A 20,075-nucleotide genomic window follows, 5' to 3' on the forward strand; every position below is an offset into this window, starting at 1 on the left:
TTTTTCGGGGCCTTGCTATAAAGCGGCACGCTATTGTCATCAGGCCACCCAGCGCACGTTTCATAAGCTTTTCATTACATACTTAGAAACAAACTCAATAGAGAAATAAGGGGACTTAGAGTGAACAAGTCGGAACTGATTGACGCTATCGCCGCATCTGCTGACATCCCGAAAGCTGTAGCCGGCCGTGCGCTGGACGCAGTCATCGAATCCGTCACCGGCGCCCTGAAGCAAGGTGACGATGTGGTACTGGTTGGCTTCGGTACCTTCTCGGTCAAGGAGCGTGCAGAGCGCACCGGCCGCAACCCGCAAACCGGTAACGCGATCAAGATCGCTGCCGCCAAGGTTCCAGGCTTCAAGGCTGGCAAAGGCCTGAAAGACGCCGTCAACTAAGTCGTCTCTTTCAGCCGGACCCGGCCTGGCCAGGTCCGAGCACGGTGATGGCGGGGCGCAAACGTTCCCGCCTGACACGTTTGCTAAGAAAAGGCGCATCCTCGGATGCGCCTTTCTTTTATCAGGTTTCTACCCACGCTCCGCGGTTGTCGACGCAGTGGTACAGCCGTTTCTGGGGGACGCATGCTGCAAAATATCAGGGACAATTCACAAGGTTGGATTGCCAAGACCATCATCGGCCTTATCGTCGTGTTGATGGCGTTGACCGGCTTCGAAGCCATTTTCCAGGCCGCCACCCATAGCCAGGACGCCGCCAAGGTGAACGGCCAGACCATCAGCCAGAACGAGCTGAGCCAGGCGGCCGACATGCAGCGCCGTCAGCTGATGCAACAATTGGGCAAGGATTTCGACCCGGCGCTGCTGGACGACAAATTGCTGCGCGAAGAGGCACTTAAGGGCCTGATCAGCCGCAAGCTGCTGCTGCAAGGCGCCGAAGATGCCAAATTCGCCTTCTCCGAGGCCGCACTGGATCAGGTGATCCTGCAGACGCCGGAGTTTCAGGTGGACGGCAAATTCAGTGCCGACCGTTTCGACCAGGTCATTCGCCAGATGGGCTATGGCCGCATGCAGTTCCGCGACATGCTCGCCGAGGAAATGCTCATCGGCCAACTGCGCACCGGCCTGGCCGGCAGCAGCTTCGTGACCGACCAGCAGGTCGATGCCTTTGCCCGCCTCGAGAAGCAGACCCGTGACTTCGCTTCCCTGACCTTCAAGGCCGACCCGGCCGCGGTCAAGGTCAGCGATGAAGAGGTCAAGGCGCACTACGACCAGCACGCCAAGGAGTTCATGTCGCCAGACCAGGTGGTGATCGACTACATCGAGCTGAAGAAGTCGGCGTTCTTCGATCAGGTCAAGGTGACCGACGAAGAGCTCAAGGCCCAGTATGAGAAGGAAATCGCCAACCTCGCCGAGCAGCGCCATGCCGCGCACATCCTCATCGAGGTGAACGATAAGGTCACCGACGCCCAGGCCAAGGCCCGAGCCGAAGAGATCGAGCAGCGCCTGGCCAAGGGCGAAGACTTTGCCGCGCTGGCCAAGGAGTTCTCCCAGGACCCGGGTTCGGCCAATAGCGGCGGTGACCTTGGCTTCGCCGGCCCGGGCGTTTACGACCCGGCGTTCGAGGATGCGCTGTACAAGCTGCAGGACGGCCAGGTCTCGGCGCCGGTTCGCACCGAGTTCGGCTACCACCTTATCAAGCTGCTGGGCGTGCAGGCGCCGGAAGTGCCGAGCTTCGCCAGCCTGAAGGACAAGCTGACCCGTGACCTGAAGATCCCGCTGGTCGAGCAGCGTTACGTAGATGCCAGCAAGCAGCTGCAGGATGCTGCCTACGAGGCTTCCGACCTGGCCCAGCCGGCCCAGGACCTGAACCTGAAGGTGCAAACTTCCGCAGCGTTCGGCCGCGAGGGTGGCGAAGGCATCACTGCCAACCGTTCGGTCGTGCAGGCCGCATTCTCCGAAGAAGTGCTGGAGGAGGGTGCCAACAGCACCGCCATCGAGCTCGACCCGGAAACCACCGTGGTGCTGCGCGTCAAGGAGCACCGCAAGCCTGAGCAGCTGCCGCTGGAAGCCGTGGCCAAGAACATCAGCGAGCACCTGGCCAAGGAGAAGGCAACTGCCGAGCTCAAGGCCAAGGCGGACAAGCTGATTGCCGGCCTGCGTGACGGTTCCATCGCAGCTGGCAGTGTGCACGAAGGGCAGGGCTGGAAGGCCTATGAAGCAGTTACCCGCGGGGAGGACGGTATCGACCCGGCCGAGCTGCAGGCGCTGTTCCGCCTGGGCAAGCCACAGGCCAAGGACAAGCCGGTTTATGGCAGCGTCGTGCTGCGTGACGGTAGCCTGGTGGTTCTGCAGCTCAAGGGTGTCAACGAAGGCGCTGCTGCCACCGACGAAGAGAAGCAGCAGATCCGCCGCTACCTCGCGTCGCGTGCTGGCCAGCAGGACTTCGCGGCATACCGCAAGCAACTTGAAGCCAAGGCGGACATCACCCGTTACTAAGATGATGGATGCATGAACGAACAGGCCGCCTTGAGCGGCCTGTTTCGTTTCTGTTGCTCATCGCCGCGCTTTAGGCCTGTTCGATACCCCTGTAGGAGCAGCCTTGTGCTGCGAAGAGGCCAGCAGAACAATAGATTCTCTTCGGCCCTGATGGCCTCTTCGCAGCGCAAGGCTGCTCCTACATGTGCTTCGCATGTCTTGACGTCGATGCCGGCAATGAGGCCAGTACAGGCCGTGTTAGCGTTTCACCCCTTCATGGATATCCAGCGTATCCCGCGCAATCTCCCGCCCCAGGGCAATCAGCTCCGGCGCCTTGTAGAACTCGAAAAACCGGCACACTCGTTTGGGCACGTTGATCAGCACATCCGGTGGATAGCCTGCGATCTTGTACTGTGCCAACGAGGTCTGCATGACCTCGAAGCTCTGGTTGATCAAGTCCAGCAGCGAAGCGGGCCCCACGTTGTCGATGATGAACGAGCCGGTCGCAGACTTTGGCGCACCCTCGCGCTCCGGTGCCGCCGCCGGTTGCTGGCCTTCCGGGTTGGCGGCATCGGCCAGCCACGGATTAGGCGGCGCCAGCCCTTCGGCGACGATTTCCTGCTCGATGCGTATCAGCTCCTCCGCCGGCTTGCGCCGGAACGGCAAGCGCGAACCCAGCGAACTGAGTAGCGCATCGAAGCGCATCTTGAACGCCGCTGGGCGTTCGATCACCGGTAGCTGGTACTGCTTCTGGTTGGTGGCATTGAGGTTGACCGCGATGATCAGGTCGCAGTGGCTGGACACCACCGGCACGATCGGCAGCGGGTTGAGGATGCCGCCGTCGACCAGCATGCGGTTGCCTTGCATCACCGGGGTGAACAGGCTGGGGATGGCTGCCGAGGCGCGCATGGCCTGGTGCAGGCAGCCCTCCTGGAACCAGATTTCCTGCTGGTTGGTGAGGTCGGCTGCAACCGCGGTGTAGGGGATGCGCAATTCCTCGATGTTGATCTCGCCGACGATCTTGCGGATTTGCCCGAACACCTTGTCGCCGCGAATTGCGCCTAGGCGAAAGCTGACATCGACCAGGCGCAACACATCCAGGTAGTCGAGGCTCTCGATCCAGTTGCGGTAGTCTTCCAGCTTGCCGGCGGCATAAATGCCGCCGATCACCGCACCCATCGAGCAGCCGGCGATACAGGCAATGTCGTAGCCGCGGCGCTCGATTTCCTCGATCACGCCGATGTGTGCATACCCCCGGGCTCCGCCCGATCCCAGTACCAGTGCCACGCGTTTGCTCATGAACATTCCCCGGCCAGTGCAACCATGGTCCTACAATGCACCCATCGCCACCTGTGCTTCAATGTGCATCGTGCTGAGCTACTGTAATAAAACTGGCTGGGCCAAGCTGGCTGGGCAGGGCACTTTTCAGCTGCCGGGGCGTCGAACAGCCAATGTTTTTTCCATTGAGGTATTACCGATGAAAGCCTGGATCTGCCTTCCACTGATCGCCTTGGCCCTTGCTGGCTGCGCGGGCAAGACGGCCTACCGCGAGAGTTGCGCAACCCAACTGGATGCCGCCTGGAAGGAGCTGGACCTGGCCAAGGCCGAAGGCTTTGCCGGTGCCGTGAGCTACTCCAAGGCCTTGTCGCTGCTGACCGGTGCCAAGACCCAACAGCAGTTCGAAGGTTATGAAAGCTGTACCAGAAAAGCCGAAAAGGCCCGTTTCTACATTCGTGAGTCTCGCGCCGGGCGCTGACCAAGGAGCGTCTTTCAATGTCTGCCATGCTCGATCATGTGGTTGCCCAGATAGTGGCCTTGCAGGTGCGCCTGCTGGCCTGCCGCGAGCGCCTGGCTGCCGATACCGACAGCGAGGCCTTGCATGACCTGCGCACCACCCTGCGGCGCCTGCGCAGCCTGCTGCGGCCGCTGCGAGGGCTGCCGGGGGTGGAGCAGCTGGAGGAGGCCGCCAGGTCGTTGGGTGCCCTCACCACGCCGTTGCGCGACCGTGAGGTGCTGGCGGCCGAATTGATCGGGCATGGTTTTGCCGAGGCCGGGCAGCGGCGCCTGGAAGGGCGTGCCAGGACATTCGCCAGTGTTGCCGCCAGCCCCGAGCTGACGCGGGTGCTCGCGATTGTCGACGCGTTTCCGCTGTTCATGCGTGCAGCCGGTCGCGAGGGCCTGGTCAAGGCGCTGGAAAAGCGCATCGACAAACGCCTGGGCAAGCAGTGGCGCAAATTGTACCAGGCGCTGCAGGACCCGGCCCACGACCGCCACCGCCTGCGTTTGCTGATCAAGCGTGCGCGCTATGGCGATGAGGCCTATCCGCAGCTCGACCATGCGGGCAAGCAGTTGCGGCGCTTGCTGAAGCAGGCCCAGGGCGACCTGGGTGACTGGCATGATCGCCTGCAATGGCTGCTGCAGGCGCGCGAGCATGCCGACCTGGCGCCGTGCAGGGTCGCCTGGGAGCAGGAATTGCATGAGGCCGAGCGCCATTCGGATGCGACGCTGGATGCACTGCAGCAGGCGTTGGCGCGGCGAAAGCCCGAAAAATGACCGAAATGCGGGCTGATCGGCATGGGTTTGCTGGCTAGGATGGGCAGACCTTATTCGCAGCAGGCAGGAGCCGGCCAATGAATTTCAACCAACTGCTCGACGCCGTGCGGGCCAACCCCGAAGCTGTATGTGTCCCGCCAAGCTGGGCCCAGGGGCGCGCCGCCTTTGGCGGGCTGATGGCGGCCATGGTGTATGAAGCCATGCGCCAGAAAATCTCCGATGACCGCCCCGTGCGTTCTTTGGCCATCAGCTTTGTGGCGCCAGCCGCGGCAGATGTGCCAATCCGCTTCGATGTAGAGGTGCTGCGTGAAGGCAAGGCTGTCAGCACCTTGCTGGGCCGTGCTGTTCAACACGGCCAGGTAGTGACGCTGGTGCAGGGCAATTTCGGTGCAGGGCGGCCGTCGGTGGTCGATGTGCCAGCCTTGCCGGCCGAGGAAATGAAAGCGCTCGACGATGCAGCTCCCGAGCTACCCCATATCAAAGGCGTTACTCCGGAGTTCATGCAGCATGTGGCCTTGCGCTGGGCGGTGGGTGGATTGCCGTTCAGTGGCAATCAGTCGCGGCAAATGGGCGGTTGGGTACGTTTGCGCGGGGTGGCCGAAGAACCGGTCAACGAGGCGCACCTGCTGGCGCTGGTCGATGCCTGGCCGCCAAGCCTGATGCCGTTTCTCAAGCAGCCGGCTGCCGGCAGCACGTTGACCTGGACCATCGAATTCATGCAGCCCAGGGCGCAGCTGTCGACCCTGGATTGGTGCCGTTATTGCGTGGAAACCGAGCACGCGCGGGATGGTTACGGGCACGCTGCCGCTGCGTTGAGGACGGCGCAGGGCAAGTTGCTGGCCTTGAGCCGGCAGACGGTTACCGTGTTTGCCTAGCAGATACCTGCAGGCCTGCACGCTTTCCTGTAGGAGCGGCCTTGTGTCGCGAAAGGGCCGCAAAGCGGCCCCGGCAATCTTCGCGGCGAAGCTGTAAATCCGGGGCTGCTGCGCAGCCCTTTCGCGACACAAGGGCGCTCCTACAAAAGATTGCGCGTGATTGGAGCATCAATGGCGATGCTTGTGTCGTTCCCGCCAGGCCTTCCACCAGGCCCCGCTCAGCAAGAAGCGCGGAAACGTGATGAACTGCTCGGTCAGCAGGCGTTGCACGGCATCCTTGCGGTTGGCGAAGGGTTCGGGTTGCTCGGCTTCCAGTCGATGGCCCTGGCGTTGCAGGCCCAGGCCGGCGATCAGCGCAATGATGCCAACGGCAATCTGGCCCAGGTCCAGACCGAACAGGCCGGACAGAATCAGCAACGTGCCAAGGATGAACAAAGGCACGGCGATCAGGTGCAGCACCAGGTTGGCCGGGTGGCGGTGGTTGTGGTGGTAGCCGCGCCATTGCCAGGCGGGCAGGTTGGGCAGGCGTTTGCTCATGGGCATTTCCTCTCGGTCATGCCCAAAGCTTAGTGCGCCCCCCAGGCGGGGGCCAATCGAGGCTGGCTATGGTGACTATAGCTTGAGCTGGCCAATGGCCTTGTTCAGTTCACCGGCCAGGGTTGCCAGTTCGCTGCTGGTGGTTGCCGAGCCCACGGTCTGTTGCACGGTCTGTTCGGTGACATCGCGGATACTCACCACGGCGCGGTTCATTTCCTCGGCCACCTGGCTTTGCTGCTCGGCTGCCACGGCAATCTGGGTGTTGCTTTCGCGCATCTGCGCCACGGCACCGGTAATTTCGGCCAGTGCTTCGCCGGCCTCCTGGGCCTGGCGGACGCAGTCGTCGGCCTTGTACGAGCTCTCCTGCATGAACTCCACTGCATCCCGGGTGCCCGACTGCAGGGCCGAAACCATGGTGGTGATCTCGTCGGTGGAGTTTTGTACGCGCTTGGCCAGGTTGCGCACTTCATCGGCCACCACGGCAAAGCCGCGGCCCAGGTCGCCGGCGCGCGCTGCTTCGATGGCGGCATTGAGCGCCAGCAGGTTGGTCTGCTCGGCGATGCTGTGGATCACACTGACCACGCCATTGATCTTCTGACTGTCTTCGGCCAGTTGACGAATCATCTCGGCAGTTTGCTGCACGCCGCTGGACAGCCCGGAGATCGAGTCCTGTACCCGGCTGACCACCTCCTGGCCGCTACCGGCCAGGGCGTCGGCTGTTTGTGACAGGTCACGGGTGGCGCCGGCATGCTGGGCGATGTGGTGCACCGTTGCCGACATTTCGTTGATGGCGGTAGCGGCCTGGTCGGTCTCGCTCTGCTGGCCGAGCATGCCGTGGCGCACCTCGCTCATGCTCGCGGCCAGGCGCGCGGCACCGGAGTCCAGTTGCGCAGCGGTGTGGGCGACAGTACTGACCACGCGGTGGTAGGTCGCCTGCATGGCATTGAAGGCCCCGGCCATCTGGCCGACCTCGTCACCACAGGCCAACGGCACGCGGGCCGACAGGTCGCCGGTCTTTTCCACGTGCAGCATCACATCCTTGAGGGTGTTGAGCTGGCTGAGCAGGAAGCGGATCAGCAGCTGCGAGGCGCCGAGCATGGCCAGCATCAGGATCAGTACGCATACCGCGTAGTTGCTGAATCGGTCGAAGAACACCTGGCGCAGGCTTGGCGACTGGGCCAGCACGGCCATTTGCTGATCACCGTTGCGCAGTACCTGCGCGCCCTGTAGCGGGTTGTTGCCCAAGAGTCGGGCGGCAGGCAGTTCGACCCAGCCTTGGGCATTGCGCAGGGCCTCCAGGGGTTCGCCCGCGAAGGTGGGCGTTTGCCCGGCTGACCAGCTGATGACGTTGGCCGGGCGGGGCAGCGGCTGGCCGGCCGGCCAGGCAGCAAGCAGTTGCGCCTGCGCGGCCGCCTGGGCCTGCGCGGCCTCGGCGCGGGCGCGCTGCTCCAGGTGCACGGCATAGAGCACCAGCAGCAAGGTCGTGACAAAGGCCACCGCGTTGACGGCCCAGAACTTGTACTTCAGGGAAACATTGCTAAGCCAGGCACCCATGGGCAGGTCTTCTCTGAGTTGAGCGGGAACAATATTGGCAAGGTGCCATCATTGTGCCTGCGTGCGCCATGGAGTTTGTTGATGCATATCAACACCAAGCACAAGCCCGTGTAGGAGCAGCCTTGTGCTGCGAAGGGCCAGGTAAGGCCAACCGAATGTAGTAGCTGTTATGGCCTCTTCGCAGCAAAAGGCTGCTCCTACAAAGGGTCGCGTCGGGTTCAGGGGAGTTGGAAAAACGCCCGCGCCGTTGCCGTGGTATGTGCCGCCGTGTGTTCGGTCGACTCACCCCGGTGCAAGGCCACTTCACGCAACACCTCTGGCAGGAACGCTGGTTCGTTGCGCCCGTTCTTCGGCTTGGGCCGCAGGCTGCGTGGTAGCAGGTAAGGCGCATCGCTCTCCAGCATCAGCCGCCCCTCGGCAATGTTGCCCACCAGCGGATGCAGGTGGGTGCCACGGCGTTCGTCGCAGATCCAGCCGGTAATACCGATGTGCAGGTCCATGTCCAGGTAGGCGAACAGCGCGTCGCGCTCGCCGGTAAAGCAGTGCACCACTGCGCCGGTCAGATGGTCGCGGTAATCCTTGAGGATCGCCAGCAGGCGTTCGCTGGCGTCGCGTTCGTGCAGGAACACCGGCAGACGCAGCTCGGCAGCCAGCGCCAGTTGTGCCTCCAGGGCTTTTTCCTGCAGCGGGCGAGGGGAGAAGTCCCGGTTGAAGTCCAGGCCGCATTCACCCACGGCGCGTACACGTGGTTCACTCAACAGCTGGCGCAACTGGCGCTCGCTGCCGGCATCCCAGGTTTTGGCATCATGAGGGTGTACGCCTGCCGTGGCGAACAGGTGCGCGCCGCTCGCATCCAGTTGCTGGCACAGCTCCAGCGCCTGTTCGCTGACCGCCAGGCTGGTGCCCGTCAGCACCATTTGCGTGACCCCGGCCTCAAGGGCGCGCTCGACGATTGCCGCCTGCTGGTCGTGGAAACTGCTGTTGGTCAGGTTGACGCCGATATCGATCAGTTGCATGGTGCTACCTCGTGCCGCGGGACGGCCAGCATAGCAAAAACCTTGTTTTTCTGAAAAAGCCAAGAACTTCATGCTGTTGCCGTGGTCTTTTGCCGTCATTTCTCTTGGCGGCACAACCCACGGATGCCGCCCACCGACAACGGACACGTTTTCGCATGCAGCGATGCTGGCTCATTTTCCTGCTGACGCTTGGGCTGACCCTGACCGGGCCTGCCCATGCGCGCGCGCCGGGGCCGCAGCAGAACATCGCGCCTGCCAAGGTCCGTGACCTGCAACAGGTTCGCACCAGCCAGGTGCTGCGGGTGCTGGTCAACCAGAGCCGCAACAGCTCCGGTGAGGTCAAGGGCGAGCCGGTCGGTATTGAATACTACCGCCTGCGTGCCCTGGAGCATTACCTCAATGCCCGCGCCGACGATGGCCAGGAGATCCAGCTAAAGCTGATCCCGCGGGCCAAGGAGCAGTTGCTGGGCGCCCTGGCCCGTGGCGAGGGCGACCTGGCCGCGCCGGGCGAGCTGCTCGACCCCGCCGTGGTGCGCGGGGTCAGCAGTAGCGCACCAGTGCTCGACCAGGTGCCGCTGCTGCTGGTGGGGCGCAAGGGCGAGCGCAGTTTCAGCCATGTCGAGCAGTTGTCCGGGCGTACCGTGGCCCTGACCAGCGCCAGCGCGGCCGGCCCGTTAATCCAGCAGGTCAACCAGCAGCTGGCGCTGCGCAAGCGCGCGCCGATCAAGGTGGAGTGGGTCGACTCGACCTTGGCGGTGGAAGATGTGCTGGAAATGGTCCAGGCCGGCATCTATCACCTGACCGTGGTCGAGCAGCCGATCGCCCGGCGCTGGGCCCGGGTGATGCCGCGCTTGAGGCTGGACAGCCGCGTAAAACTGGGGGCGCCGCAAGCCATGCGTTGGTATGTGGGGCGCGATGCGCCGCAGTTGCTGGCCACGGTCGATCGCTTTCTGCAGGGCTACCGGGCGCCGGACAACCAGGACGCCGCGTTCGAGCGCATCTACCGTCGCCAGTACCGGGTGCACGACCCCTTGGCCAGCAAGAATCGCCAGCGCCTCACCGCGCTGCGGGGGGTGCTGCAGAAACACGGCGAGGCGCAGCAGATCGACTGGCTCAACCTGGCCGCGCTGGCCTTCAAGGAGTCGACGCTCAACCCGGCAGCGCGCGGCACCGGAGGGGCCCATGGCCTGATGCAGATCACCCCTTCGGCGGCGCAGCGCGTGGGGGTGAGCAACACCGCCTCGGTGGATGGCAATGTCCAGGCCAGCGCCCGTTACCTGGCGCTGATCCGGCGCAAGTTCTTTGCCAGCGCCAAGATTAACGAGCGCGAGCGCATGGCCTTCGTCCTGGCGGCCTACAACCTGGGGCCCGAGCGGGTCCAGGCCATGCGTGCGGAGGCGCGGCGTCGCGGGCTGAATGGCGACCAGTGGTTCTTCCAGACCGAACGCATTGCCATGGAGCAGGTGGGCATGGGGCCAGTCAACTTCGTCAACAGCGTCAACAAGTACTTTGTAGCGTTCAATCGGGAACGTGCTGCGCTGGAGCGCGTAGCTAAGCGCTAACAAATCGATTTTGTCGATTGTTATGTTGGGTTTTTTGCGATTTTCATATCTATTAGATCGATTATGATGGCGCCCATCCCAACACAACTTTCCTCGCTTCAAGGAGTCTTCGACATGAACAACGCTACCCTCAACGCTCTGTTCTCCACCCGCGCCGGCGCTGGCCTGAGCGTCATCCGTATTCTGGTCGGCATCATCTTCATTGCCCATGGTGCGCAGAAACTGTTCGGCATGTTCGGTGGCTATGGCCTGGAAGGCACCGGCCAGTGGATGGAGAGCATCGGCCTGGCCCCGGGTTACCTGATGGCCCTGTTGTCTGGTAGTGCCGAGTTCTTCGGCGGCCTGGCCCTGGTGATCGGCCTGCTGGCCCGCCCGGCGGCCCTGGTGCTGGCGGTAACCCTGGTGGTGGCGATCCTCTCGGTGCACATCGGCAACGGCCTGTTCATGTCCAACAACGGCTATGAGTTTGGCCTGGCCCTGCTGGCTGGCACCGTCGCGGTGCTGATCGAAGGCGCTGGCCGCTTCTCGCTGGACCGCCTGATCGCCCGCTGATACACCGCAAATGCCAAGATACGAGCCTTAGGCCGATCACTTTCGGCTTGAGGCTTGTATCTTGCCGCTTGTAGCTCTAGCATACCGTCTGCGCCGATTTAAACAGCTACTTGCGGGGCGCAGGAAAGCCCCTCTCCGGGTCATCCGAAATACCGCTAAAGCGCTGGTTCGGTGACGCCTCCCACCGCTGCCCAGCGGGATTCGCGAGGCGGAGAGAAGCTCCATGAGTTGCCCACGTACCAGTGTCTGTTTGAGCCCCTTGCCTGCCAGCCAGGCGTCCCGCACACCGCGCATTCTGCTCGGCGGCCAGCATCAACCCACTCTTTTGCGTCACCTTGAAGGCCTGTCCAGGCGCAAGGGCCAGGCGCGTGCCTTTCTGATCCAGTTCGCCGATACCGGCTGCCACCTCGCGCAGTATGGCAATGACCGTTTCGACCTGGCCGTGATCCAGGCCCCGGCGCCGGACGAGGCCGCCGATATCATCGGCCACCTCACCCGTATCGCGCGCCAAGGCCTGATTACCCGCCGCTGAGGAGCGCGCTGTTGAGTACCAATATCATCACCACGGAAGGCCATGAGGCGCTGAAGAAAGAACTGGACCACCTGTGGCGGGTGTACCGCCCGGAGATTACCCAGAAGGTTACCTGGGCGGCCTCGCTGGGCGACCGCAGCGAGAATGCCGACTACCAGTACAACAAGAAGCTGCTGCGCGAGATCGACCGCCGGGTGCGTTACCTGCGCAAGCGTCTTGAGGATGTGAAGGTGGTGGCCTACTCGCCGCAGCAGGAGGGCAAGGTGTTTTTCGGTGCCTGGGTGGAGATCGAGAACGACGACGGCGAGACCATGAAGTTTCGCATTGTCGGGTATGACGAGATCTATGGGCGCAATGACTACATCTCGATCGACTCGCCCATGGCTCGCGCCTTGCTGAAGAAGGAGGAGGGTGATGAGGTGGTGGTGCACACACCTACCGGTGAAGCGACCTGGTATGTAAACAACATCAGCTACGGGCAGTGATGTGATGTTGCCTGTGCCGGCCTTTTCGCGGGTAAACCCGCTCCCACAGGTTCACCACAGTACTTGAAACCTGTGTCGGACCTGTGGGAGCGGGTTTACCCGCGAAAAGGCCGGCACAGGCTGTCATCAACTCTCGCGTAAAACCGCCAACGGGCTGGCATTCAATGCCCGCCGCGTCCCCAGCACCCCCGCACCACCTACCAGCAGCGCCCCTGCCAGCGGCAACAGCAGCAACCACACATGCGGGCTCCATTGCAGGTCGAAGGCATAGCGGTACAGCACCAAGGTAATCAGCTCACACCCGACCGCCGCCAGCAAGCCGCTGGCCGCACCCAGCAAGCCGAACTCGATCCGCCGCGCCTTGACCAGCAATGGCCGCGCCGCGCCCAGCGCACGCAGCAAGGCGCCCTGGCGGATGCGCTCGTCCAGCGTTGCCTGCAAGCCAGCGAACAGCACCGCCAGCCCGGCTGCCAGCACGAACAGCAACACATACTCGACCGCCAGGGTCACCTGGGCGAGGATGCTGCGCAGCTGATCGAGCAGGGCGTCCACCTGCAGGATGGTCACTGCCGGGAATGCCCGTGACAGCGCCACCACATCCAGGTCATGGCCCGGTGCCAGATAGAAGCTGGTCAGGTAGGTGGTCGGGAGCCCCTGCAGCGTGCCGGGTTGGAAGATCATGTAGAAGTTCGGCTGGAAGCTGTCCCAGTGCACGCTGCGCAGGCTGCTGACCCGTGCCTGGCGTTGCTGGCCGCCGATGTCGAAGGTAAGCAGGTCGCCCAGTTGCAGCTTCAGGCTGTTGGCCAGTTCCGCCTCCACCGACACACCGGGGATTTCATCTTCGGCGGGCAACGCCTGCCACCAGTTGCCTCCTGTCAATGCGTTGCCTTCGGGCAGCTCGGCCGCCCACGTCAGGCTGAGGTCGCGCTGCACGGCGCGCTCACCTGCCGAGTCCTTGCTGACCACCTGCTGCACCGGTTGCTCGTTGATTTTTACCAGGCGGCCGGGTGTCACCGGGTACAGCGGCGCCGAGGTGGCATTGACCTGCTGCAGGTGTTGGGCGAAGGGCTCACGATCATCCGGCAGGATGTTCAGGGCGAAATGGTTGGGTGCATCCTTGGGCAACTGCGCTTGCCAGGTGTCGAGCAGTTCTGCGCGCAGCAGCGCGACCAGGGCCATGGCCAGCAGGATCAGGCCGAAGGCCAGGGCCTGGCCGGCAGCGGCCATGGGGTGGCGCAGCAGTTGGCCCAGCCCCAGTCGCCAGGTCAGTGGTGCCCCGGCCAGCAATTGGCGCAGGCTGCGCAAACCGAGCAGTAGCAGGCCGCCGAGCAGCAGCGCGGCGACCAGGCCGCCACCGAGCAGGGCGAAGGTGAGCAGCAGGTCGAGGCTCAGGCGCCACATGATCAGGCCCAGTGCAAACAGGGCCGCGCCGTACACCAGCCAGCTGCTGGGCGGTATCGGCAGCAGGTCGCGGCGCAGCACGCGAAGCGGCGGTACCTGGCCCAGCGCGGCAATTGGCGGCAGGGCGAAACCGGCCAGGGCTACCAGCCCGGTAGCGATGCCGGCCAGGGCTGGGACGATGCCGCCTGCAGGCACCACGCTTGGCAACAGGCCATGCAGCAGGCGGAACAGGCCCAGTTGCGCCAGCCAGCCGAGCAGGGCGCCGGCCAGCGCGGCGACCAGGCCGAGCATGGCCAATTGCAGGCAGTACAGGCCCAGTGCCTGGCGGCGCGAAAGGCCCAGGCAGCGCAGCAGGGCGCTGGCGTCCAGGCGGCGTGCGGCATAGCGGCTGGCCGACAGGGCCACGGCAACGCCTGCCAGCAGCACCGCCACCAGGCTGGCCATGTTCAGGTAGCGCTCGGCCTTGCCCAGCGCGCCGCCGACCTGCTGGTTGCCGTCGCGGGTGTCGCGCAGGCGCTGGTTGGCGGCCAGGTCCTTTTTCAGTGCCCCGCGGTACTGGGCCAGCGCTTCGGCATCGCCGCGCCACAGGTCGCGGTAGGTGACCCGGCTGCCCGGCTGGACCACGCCGGTGGCTTGCAGGTCGGCCAGGTTCATCATTACCCGTGGGGTAAGGCTGTAGAAGTTGTTGGCGCGGTCCGGTTCGTAGGTCAGTACGCGGCTCATGCGCAGCGTCTTCATGCCCACGTCGATGCTGTCGCCAACCTTCAGCCCCAATGCCGCCAAAAGGCGTGGTTCGACCCATGCTTCGCCAGGTGCCGGGCCGCCGCCCGGGGTTTCTGTGGCATAGGGCTGCGCAGCACTGCGCACTTGCCCGCGCAATGGGTAGGCACCGTCGGCAGCCTTGACGCTGGACAGCTGGATGCCGTTGTCGCCGCCGACCACGCTGGTGAACTCGACGACCTGGGCGTGGCGCAGGCCCAGTGCCTTGCCGGCCTCGATCTGCTGGTCGCGGGCCGGGGCGCTGCCCTGCAGCACCAGGTCGGCACCAAGGAACTCGCTGGCGCGCAGTTGCATGGCGCCGTTGAGGCGGGCACCGAAATAGCCGATGGCAGTGCTGGCCGCGACCGCCACCAGCAGGGCGAAGAACAGCACGCGCACTTCGCTTGCGCGAATGTCGCGCAGCAGCTGGCGCAGGGCCAGGCCGCACAGGCGGGACAGCGGCATGTGGGTCATCAGGCCTCCGCCGGGGCCACCAGGCGGCCCGCATCCAGGCGAATCTGGCGGCGGCAGCGCCGGGCCAGGCGTTCGTCATGGGTAACCAGCACCAGGGTGGTGCCGCGCTCCTTGTTCAGTTCGAACAGCAAGTCGCTGATGCGTTCGCCGGTGTGGCTGTCGAGGTTGCCGGTGGGTTCGTCGGCAAACAGCACTGCCGGTTGCGCGGCGAAGGCGCGGGCGATGGCCACCCGTTGTTGTTCGCCGCCCGAAAGCTGGCGCGGAGTGTGGCTCAGGCGCTTGCCCAGACCGACCCGTTCGAGCAGGGTGCGCGCGTGTTCGCGGGCATCGCGGCGGCCATCCAGCTCCAGCGGCAGCATGACGTTCTCCAGGGCATTGAGGCTGTCGAGCAACTGGAACGACTGGAACACGAAACCCACATGTTCGGCGCGCACCCGCGCGCGCTGGTCTTCATCCAGCGGCCCCAGGTCGTGGCCAGCAAGGATGACCTTGCCGGCACTGGGCTGGTCGAGGCCGGCGAGCAGGCCAAGCAGGGTCGACTTGCCCGAACCCGAGGCGCCGACGATGGCCAGGCTGTCGCCTTGGGCCAGGTCGAGGGACAGGGCGTGCAGGATGGTCAGGTCACCTTCCGCGCTGGGGACCACTTTGCTAAGGTTCTGCGCAACGAGAATGCTGGGGCCCATGGAGAATCCGATGCGAGTGTGGTGGTTGAGTGCCGGTCTGGCCCTGTATTGCCTGGCCCAGAGCGCGGCGGCGGGAACACTGCTGGTTGTCGGCGATAGTATCAGCGCCGGTTTTGGCCTGGATACCCGCCAGGGCTGGGTTTCCCTGTTGCAGACCCGCCTGCGGGACGAAGGTTTCGACGACAAGGTGGTCAATGCATCGATCAGCGGCGACACCAGTGCAGGTGGCCAGGCGCGGCTGCCGGCGCTGCTTGCAGCGCACAAGCCGAGCCTGGTGGTACTGGAACTGGGCGGCAACGATGGCCTGCGTGGGCAGCCGCCAGCGCAATTGCAACAAAATCTTGCCTCGATGATCGAGAGCTCGCGCAAGGCCGGTGCCAAGGTGGTGCTGCTGGGCATGCGCCTGCCACCCAATTATGGCGTGCGCTACACCACCGCCTTCGCCCAGGTGTATGAGCAGCTGGCGACGGAAAAACAGGTGCCGCTGGTGCCGTTTTTCCTCGAGGGGGTAGGGGGCGTGCCTGAGTTGATGCAGGCGGATGGCATTCACCCGGCCCAGGCCGCCCAGCAGCGCCTGCTGGAAAATGCCTGGCCGGCGATAAAACCCTTGCTGTGACGCTTTAAACGGCGCCGGCTTTCGGCTAATGTTGCGCCCCCCGTTTCGAGTGCCACCGATGCCGCGCCCTGCCTGGTCCCTGTATGCCTACCAACTGATCGAGCCTGATGAGCAGCTCGACCTGTTCGCCTGCCAGGAAATCCGCGTCCACCTCGTGGCCCGCCAGCTGGAGCTGGGCGTGCCGGCCGACCGCACTTTGTGCGGTGGCCTGCTGCCGGCGCAACCGCGCTGGTCGGGGGTGCCGCGCTCGATCTACCGCGATGGCCGCCTGTGCGACCTGTGCCGCGCCATCCTCGATGCCCAGCGGCGCGGCATGCGCCCGGTGTGGCCAGAGCTGCAGGGCGGCTGAACGCCGCACCTTTCATCATCTGAAACGCTTGCATGGCGCCAATGCCTCCCGCTTGCATCGGCGCGGGTGTACAATCGATTCTCTTGACCCACCTTTCGAAGGATTTACCGGATGTTGCCGCGCTTTCCTGCCGTCACCCGTAGCCTGTCCCTGGCCGCCCTGCTGGTAGCAGGCCCCGCTGCTGCGCTGGAGCTGCCACTGCCACCACCCGGTGAAGACATCATCGGCCAGGTGCATGTGATCAAGGCAAAGTACGAGGACACGTTCGCCGATATCGGCACTGCCAACGACCTCGGCTACCTGGAAATGATCGCCGCCAACCCGGGTGTGGACCCGTGGTTGCCAGGTGCCGGCACCGAGATCATCCTGCCGACCCGCTACATCCTGCCGCCTGGCCCGCGTGAAGGCATCGTCATCAACCTGGCCGAATACCGTATGTACTACTTCCCGAAAGGGCAGAACGTGGTGCATACATTCCCGCTGGGCATCGGTCGTGAAGGCTGGGGTTCGCCGATCGCCAATACCAAGATCACCGCCAAGACGCCAAACCCGACCTGGACTCCGCCAGCGTCCATCCGTGCCGAGCACGCGGCTGACGGCGACATCCTGCCGAGCGTGGTGCCGGCCGGCCCGGACAACCCGCTGGGGCCGTTCAAGTTCACTCTCGGCGTGCCGGGCTACCTGATCCACGGTTCGAACAAGAAGTTCGGCATTGGCATGCGTACCAGCCACGGTTGCTTCCGCATGCTCAACAACAACGTGCTGGAACTGTCGAAGATGGTGCCGGTGGGTACGCCGGTGCGCATCATCAACGAGCCCTACAAGTTCGGTATCAGTGGTGGCAAGGTCTATCTGGAGGCGCACACGCCGCTGGACGACCAGGGTAATCCGTCTGTGGTCGATAAACACACTGCTGTTATCAATGCCTTGCTCAAGCGAGAAGACCTGGCCAATAACCTACGCATGAACTGGGACATGGTGCGTGATGTGGTGGCCGCGGAAGATGGCATGCCGGTGGAAATTGCCGTACCGACCGAAAACCAGGGTGGTGCGCCGATGGTTTCGAGCATTCCGCCCGAACTGCAGTAAGGTAATTGCGACACACCCGGGCCTGCCTTAGTGCAGGCCTTTTCGTTTCTGCCTGGCGCGTTTGCCTTGTGCGCAGGCAATAAAAAAGCCGACCCACAAGTGGGTCGGCTTCATAACAATCCGTGAGGATTATTACTTGCGGCTGGCTTTGTCCAGCATACGCAGAGCGCGCTCGTTGGCTTCGTCAGCGGTCTGCTGAGCCTTCTGAGCGGCTGCCAGTGCGTCGTCAGCCTTACGGTAGGCTTCGTCAGCACGAGCTTGAGCGCGAGCTGCTGCGTCTTCAGTCGCAGTCAGACGAGCTTCGGTTTCTTTGGATACGCTGCTGCAACCGGTAGCCAGAACTGCGGCCAGAGCCAGAGCAGAGAATTTCAGAACGTTGTTCATCGTGTTCCCCTTCAAGGACTTTCTATTAAATAGCCATCTCTCGGAAAAGAGAAACTGGCCGGCGTACATAGTACCCATTACTTGTAGTAAGTAAACTGACTAAGCGCAAGAACTGCAAAAAAAATGTTGCTTGACGCCTTTTCGACAAGATTTGCGGCACGCTCCGTGAAAAAAACGTGCAGGGCTCGCAAGCGACTGTAGTACAGGAACTTTTTTGTTGAACTAAGGGTGACTCTAACTGTCTGCCAGCGTCTTAAGCCCTAGTACATCCGGTTGCTGCAGGGCGTGCGGTCAAGAATGGCATTTGGCTGCATTTTCGCCATTTTTAACCGCCACCACCTTGAGCAATCCTGCCTGCGGCGCCTACTATCTTGTGAGTGCCGGAAGATCCGAACGATTGCAATCGTCCAGTGGTCGAAGTGGGCAACAGGTGGCGTAGAGGATTCTGTGCCGGATAAACCACCATCGGTTAAGGTATGGGTCTGCCGAGAAGACCTGCGAGGAGTAGTGATGAGCGAAGCGCTGACCATCCATCATGACCAGGCCGGTCATCAGTTCGAGACCAGCGTGGACGGTCATCGTGCCTATCTGACGTACATGGACCTGGGCAAACAGACGCTGGACATCTATCGCACCTTCGTACCCAACGCCCTGCGCGGCCGCGGGATTGCTGCCGCCCTGACCGAGCGGGCCCTGGAGTATGCTGAGCAGATGGGCTACACGGTGATTCCGTCCTGCTCGTACGTGGAACGCTACATGGAGCGCCAGCAGCGGCATTCGAGCAAGGTCTGATGCTGTAAAAAAGAGCGGGGCCGCTTCGCGCCCCATTCGCGGCACAAGGCCGCTCCTACAGTAAATCGCATAACCCTGTAGGAGCGGCCTTGTGCCGCGAATGGGGCGCGAAGCGGCCCCGCTCTTTTATTGCATCAGCCGCGCTTACGCTGCGGCAGCACATCCTTAAGCTTGGCACGCATGCTGCGCAGGGTCTTCTCGGTAGCCGACCAGTCGATGCAGGCATCGGTAATCGACACGCCATACTGCAGCTCGTCCAGGTTCTTCGGAATCGACTGGCAGCCCCAGTTCAGGTGGCTCTCGACCATCAGGCCGATGATCGACTGGTTGCCTTCGAGGATCTGGTTGGCGACGTTCTCCATCACCAGTGGTTGCAGGGCCGGGTCCTTGTTGGAGTTGGCGTGGCTGCAGTCGACCATGATATTGGCCTTGATCTTGGCCTTGGCCAGGTCCTGTTCGCAGAGGGCGACGCTGACCGAGTCGTAGTTCGGCTTGCCGTTGCCGCCGCGCAGTACCACGTGGCCGTACGGGTTGCCCTTGGTGGTGACGATCGACACGCCGCCTTCCTGGTTGATGCCGAGGAAGCGGTGCGGCTTGGATACCGACTGCAGGGCGTTGATGGCAACGGTCAGGCCGCCGTCTGTGCCGTTCTTGAAACCGACTGCCGAGGACAGGCCCGAAGCCATCTCGCGGTGGGTCTGCGATTCGGTGGTACGGGCGCCGATGGCCGACCAGCTGATCAGGTCCTGCAGGTACTGCGGGGAAATCGGGTCGAGCGCTTCGGTGGCGGTCGGCAGGCCCATTTCGGCCAGGTCCAGCAGCAGCTTGCGGCCGATGTGCAGGCCATCCTGGATCTTGAACGAGTCATCCAGGTACGGGTCGTTGATCAGGCCTTTCCAGCCGACGGTGGTACGCGGTTTTTCGAAATACACGCGCATGACCAGGTACAGCGTGTCGGACACTTCCTCGGCCAGCACTTTCAGGCGCTCGGCGTACTCGTGGGCGGCCTTGATGTCGTGGATCGAGCAAGGGCCGACCACGACGAACAGGCGATGGTCCTTGCCGTCGAGAATATTGCGCACCACTTCACGGCCGGCAGTCACGGTCTGCAGGGCCTTGGCGCTGAGGGGGATTTCCTTCTTGAGCTGATCGGGTGTGATCAGGGTCTCGTTGGAGGCAACGTTCAAGTCATCGATCGGTAAATCAGCCATCGTGTTACTCGTCAGGTCACGGGTGCCGGCCGCCAACTATCCCCGTGCGGCCCAGCAGCAAGAATAATCGCAGCGGGGAGCCGAACCTTAGCGCGTTACAGGTGGCGCGACAATGGGCTGGGCCCAGTCCGTGTGGGGTTTTTCCGAGATGGCAGGTGTTTGCCGTGCATGGGCTGCCCAGCGCCGCGCAACCTGTGTAAAAAGAAGGCTGACTTTTACCAGGA

At 63.3% G+C, this 20,075-nt stretch carries 21 protein-coding genes; 13 read left to right on the forward strand and 8 right to left on the reverse strand.

Translation table 11 applies throughout. The features are described 5' to 3' along the window. The first annotated feature begins 120 nt into the window (after positions 1-120). Both E5221_RS10600 and E5221_RS10605 read left to right on the forward strand, forming a co-directional pair. Entirely contained in the window at positions 121-393 is a 273-nt protein-coding gene (locus E5221_RS10600; RefSeq protein ID WP_003259401.1) for an HU family DNA-binding protein, read from the forward strand. Positions 394-576: 183 nt separating this feature from the next. Continuing rightward, positions 577-2,448: a SurA N-terminal domain-containing protein gene (locus E5221_RS10605; protein WP_013971884.1), complete on the forward strand. Its 1,872-nt coding sequence runs from the start codon at positions 577-579 to the stop codon at positions 2,446-2,448. A 237-nt stretch (positions 2,449-2,685) separates the two neighbouring features. Here E5221_RS10605 and E5221_RS10610 read toward each other — a convergent pair whose 3' ends face one another. Beyond that, positions 2,686-3,726 carry a patatin-like phospholipase family protein gene (locus E5221_RS10610; RefSeq protein WP_061551441.1) on the reverse strand — a complete coding sequence of 347 codons (1,041 nt, stop codon included), beginning with the start codon at positions 3,724-3,726 and terminating at the stop codon, positions 2,686-2,688. Between the two features lie 178 nt (positions 3,727-3,904). Here E5221_RS10610 and E5221_RS10615 point away from each other — a divergent pair, with 178 nt between their 5' ends. From E5221_RS10615 to E5221_RS10625, 3 genes are all read left to right on the forward strand, one after another. Then, positions 3,905-4,183 (forward strand): hypothetical protein, encoded by a 279-nt coding sequence (locus tag E5221_RS10615; RefSeq protein ID WP_003259403.1) that lies wholly within the window; start codon positions 3,905-3,907, stop codon positions 4,181-4,183. A gap of 17 nt (positions 4,184-4,200) precedes the next feature. Next, positions 4,201-4,980 (forward strand): CHAD domain-containing protein, encoded by a 780-nt coding sequence (locus E5221_RS10620; protein WP_013971887.1) that lies wholly within the window; start codon positions 4,201-4,203, stop codon positions 4,978-4,980. A 77-nt stretch (positions 4,981-5,057) separates the two neighbouring features. Further along, positions 5,058-5,855: a thioesterase family protein gene (locus E5221_RS10625; protein WP_247847354.1), complete on the forward strand. Its 798-nt coding sequence runs from the start codon at positions 5,058-5,060 to the stop codon at positions 5,853-5,855. Between the two features lie 168 nt (positions 5,856-6,023). Here E5221_RS10625 and E5221_RS10630 read toward each other — a convergent pair whose 3' ends face one another. The 3 genes from E5221_RS10630 to E5221_RS10640 all read right to left on the reverse strand — a co-directional run bounded on the left by E5221_RS10630 (position 6,024) and on the right by E5221_RS10640 (position 8,962). After that, the gene (locus tag E5221_RS10630; RefSeq protein ID WP_015269702.1) at positions 6,024-6,392 is read right to left on the reverse strand and encodes an Mpo1-like protein; all 369 of its coding nucleotides are present in this window, start codon (positions 6,390-6,392) and stop codon (positions 6,024-6,026) included. A 75-nt stretch (positions 6,393-6,467) separates the two neighbouring features. Further along, positions 6,468-7,946, reverse strand: coding sequence for a methyl-accepting chemotaxis protein (locus tag E5221_RS10635; protein ID WP_182330175.1), 1,479 nt, complete (start codon positions 7,944-7,946; stop codon positions 6,468-6,470). Positions 7,947-8,164: 218 nt separating this feature from the next. Beyond that, complete coding sequence (locus tag E5221_RS10640) at positions 8,165-8,962, reverse strand: TatD family hydrolase (RefSeq protein WP_015269703.1); 798 nt, start codon at positions 8,960-8,962, stop codon at positions 8,165-8,167. A 155-nt stretch (positions 8,963-9,117) separates the two neighbouring features. Here E5221_RS10640 and E5221_RS10645 point away from each other — a divergent pair, with 155 nt between their 5' ends. The 4 genes from E5221_RS10645 to greB all read left to right on the forward strand — a co-directional run bounded on the left by E5221_RS10645 (position 9,118) and on the right by greB (position 12,093). Then, positions 9,118-10,524, forward strand: a complete 1,407-nt coding sequence (locus E5221_RS10645) for a transglycosylase SLT domain-containing protein (RefSeq protein ID WP_247847357.1) — start codon at positions 9,118-9,120, stop codon at positions 10,522-10,524. 114 nt (positions 10,525-10,638) lie between these two features. After that, positions 10,639-11,076: a DoxX family protein gene (locus E5221_RS10650; RefSeq protein WP_015269705.1), complete on the forward strand. Its 438-nt coding sequence runs from the start codon at positions 10,639-10,641 to the stop codon at positions 11,074-11,076. 223 nt (positions 11,077-11,299) lie between these two features. Then, on the forward strand, positions 11,300-11,608 hold the full coding sequence (locus E5221_RS10655) for a hypothetical protein (protein WP_023661930.1): 309 nt from the start codon (positions 11,300-11,302) through the stop codon (positions 11,606-11,608). An 11-nt stretch (positions 11,609-11,619) separates the two neighbouring features. Beyond that, the gene (gene greB / locus E5221_RS10660; RefSeq protein WP_247847359.1) at positions 11,620-12,093 is read left to right on the forward strand and encodes a transcription elongation factor GreB; all 474 of its coding nucleotides are present in this window, start codon (positions 11,620-11,622) and stop codon (positions 12,091-12,093) included. Positions 12,094-12,219: 126 nt separating this feature from the next. On the opposite strand, the gene E5221_RS10665 is transcribed toward greB, so the two are convergent. Then, positions 12,220-14,727, reverse strand: coding sequence for an FtsX-like permease family protein (locus tag E5221_RS10665; RefSeq protein WP_247847362.1), 2,508 nt, complete (start codon positions 14,725-14,727; stop codon positions 12,220-12,222). Then, the gene (locus E5221_RS10670) at positions 14,727-15,410 is read right to left on the reverse strand and encodes an ABC transporter ATP-binding protein (RefSeq protein ID WP_003259775.1); all 684 of its coding nucleotides are present in this window, start codon (positions 15,408-15,410) and stop codon (positions 14,727-14,729) included. Before E5221_RS10670 ends, E5221_RS10665 begins: the two co-directional genes overlap by 1 nt. 10 nt (positions 15,411-15,420) lie before the next feature. Here E5221_RS10670 and E5221_RS10675 point away from each other — a divergent pair, with 10 nt between their 5' ends. The 3 genes from E5221_RS10675 to E5221_RS10685 all read left to right on the forward strand — a co-directional run bounded on the left by E5221_RS10675 (position 15,421) and on the right by E5221_RS10685 (position 17,464). Continuing rightward, the gene (locus tag E5221_RS10675) at positions 15,421-16,026 is read left to right on the forward strand and encodes an arylesterase (protein WP_015269709.1); all 606 of its coding nucleotides are present in this window, start codon (positions 15,421-15,423) and stop codon (positions 16,024-16,026) included. 58 nt (positions 16,027-16,084) lie between these two features. Beyond that, positions 16,085-16,375 carry a hypothetical protein gene (locus E5221_RS10680; protein WP_013971899.1) on the forward strand — a complete coding sequence of 97 codons (291 nt, stop codon included), beginning with the start codon at positions 16,085-16,087 and terminating at the stop codon, positions 16,373-16,375. Positions 16,376-16,486: 111 nt separating this feature from the next. After that, on the forward strand, positions 16,487-17,464 hold the full coding sequence (locus E5221_RS10685) for a L,D-transpeptidase family protein (RefSeq protein WP_003259779.1): 978 nt from the start codon (positions 16,487-16,489) through the stop codon (positions 17,462-17,464). 132 nt (positions 17,465-17,596) lie between these two features. On the opposite strand, the gene oprI is transcribed toward E5221_RS10685, so the two are convergent. Further along, the gene (gene oprI, locus E5221_RS10690; protein ID WP_003259780.1) at positions 17,597-17,848 is read right to left on the reverse strand and encodes an outer membrane lipoprotei OprI; all 252 of its coding nucleotides are present in this window, start codon (positions 17,846-17,848) and stop codon (positions 17,597-17,599) included. Between the two features lie 510 nt (positions 17,849-18,358). Between oprI and E5221_RS10695 the strand changes: the two genes are divergently transcribed. Beyond that, positions 18,359-18,640, forward strand: a complete 282-nt coding sequence (locus tag E5221_RS10695) for a GNAT family N-acetyltransferase (protein WP_003259781.1) — start codon at positions 18,359-18,361, stop codon at positions 18,638-18,640. 134 nt (positions 18,641-18,774) lie between these two features. Here E5221_RS10695 and E5221_RS10700 read toward each other — a convergent pair whose 3' ends face one another. Continuing rightward, a complete protein-coding gene (locus E5221_RS10700; RefSeq protein ID WP_013971901.1) occupies positions 18,775-19,851 on the reverse strand; it encodes a 3-deoxy-7-phosphoheptulonate synthase in 1,077 nt (358 codons plus the stop codon). Positions 19,852-20,075 lie beyond the last annotated feature (224 nt).

It is taken from the genome of Pseudomonas sp. A2 (assembly GCF_023100865.1).
In the GTDB taxonomy this organism is placed as follows: Bacteria; Pseudomonadota; Gammaproteobacteria; order Pseudomonadales; family Pseudomonadaceae; genus Aquipseudomonas; species Aquipseudomonas asiatica.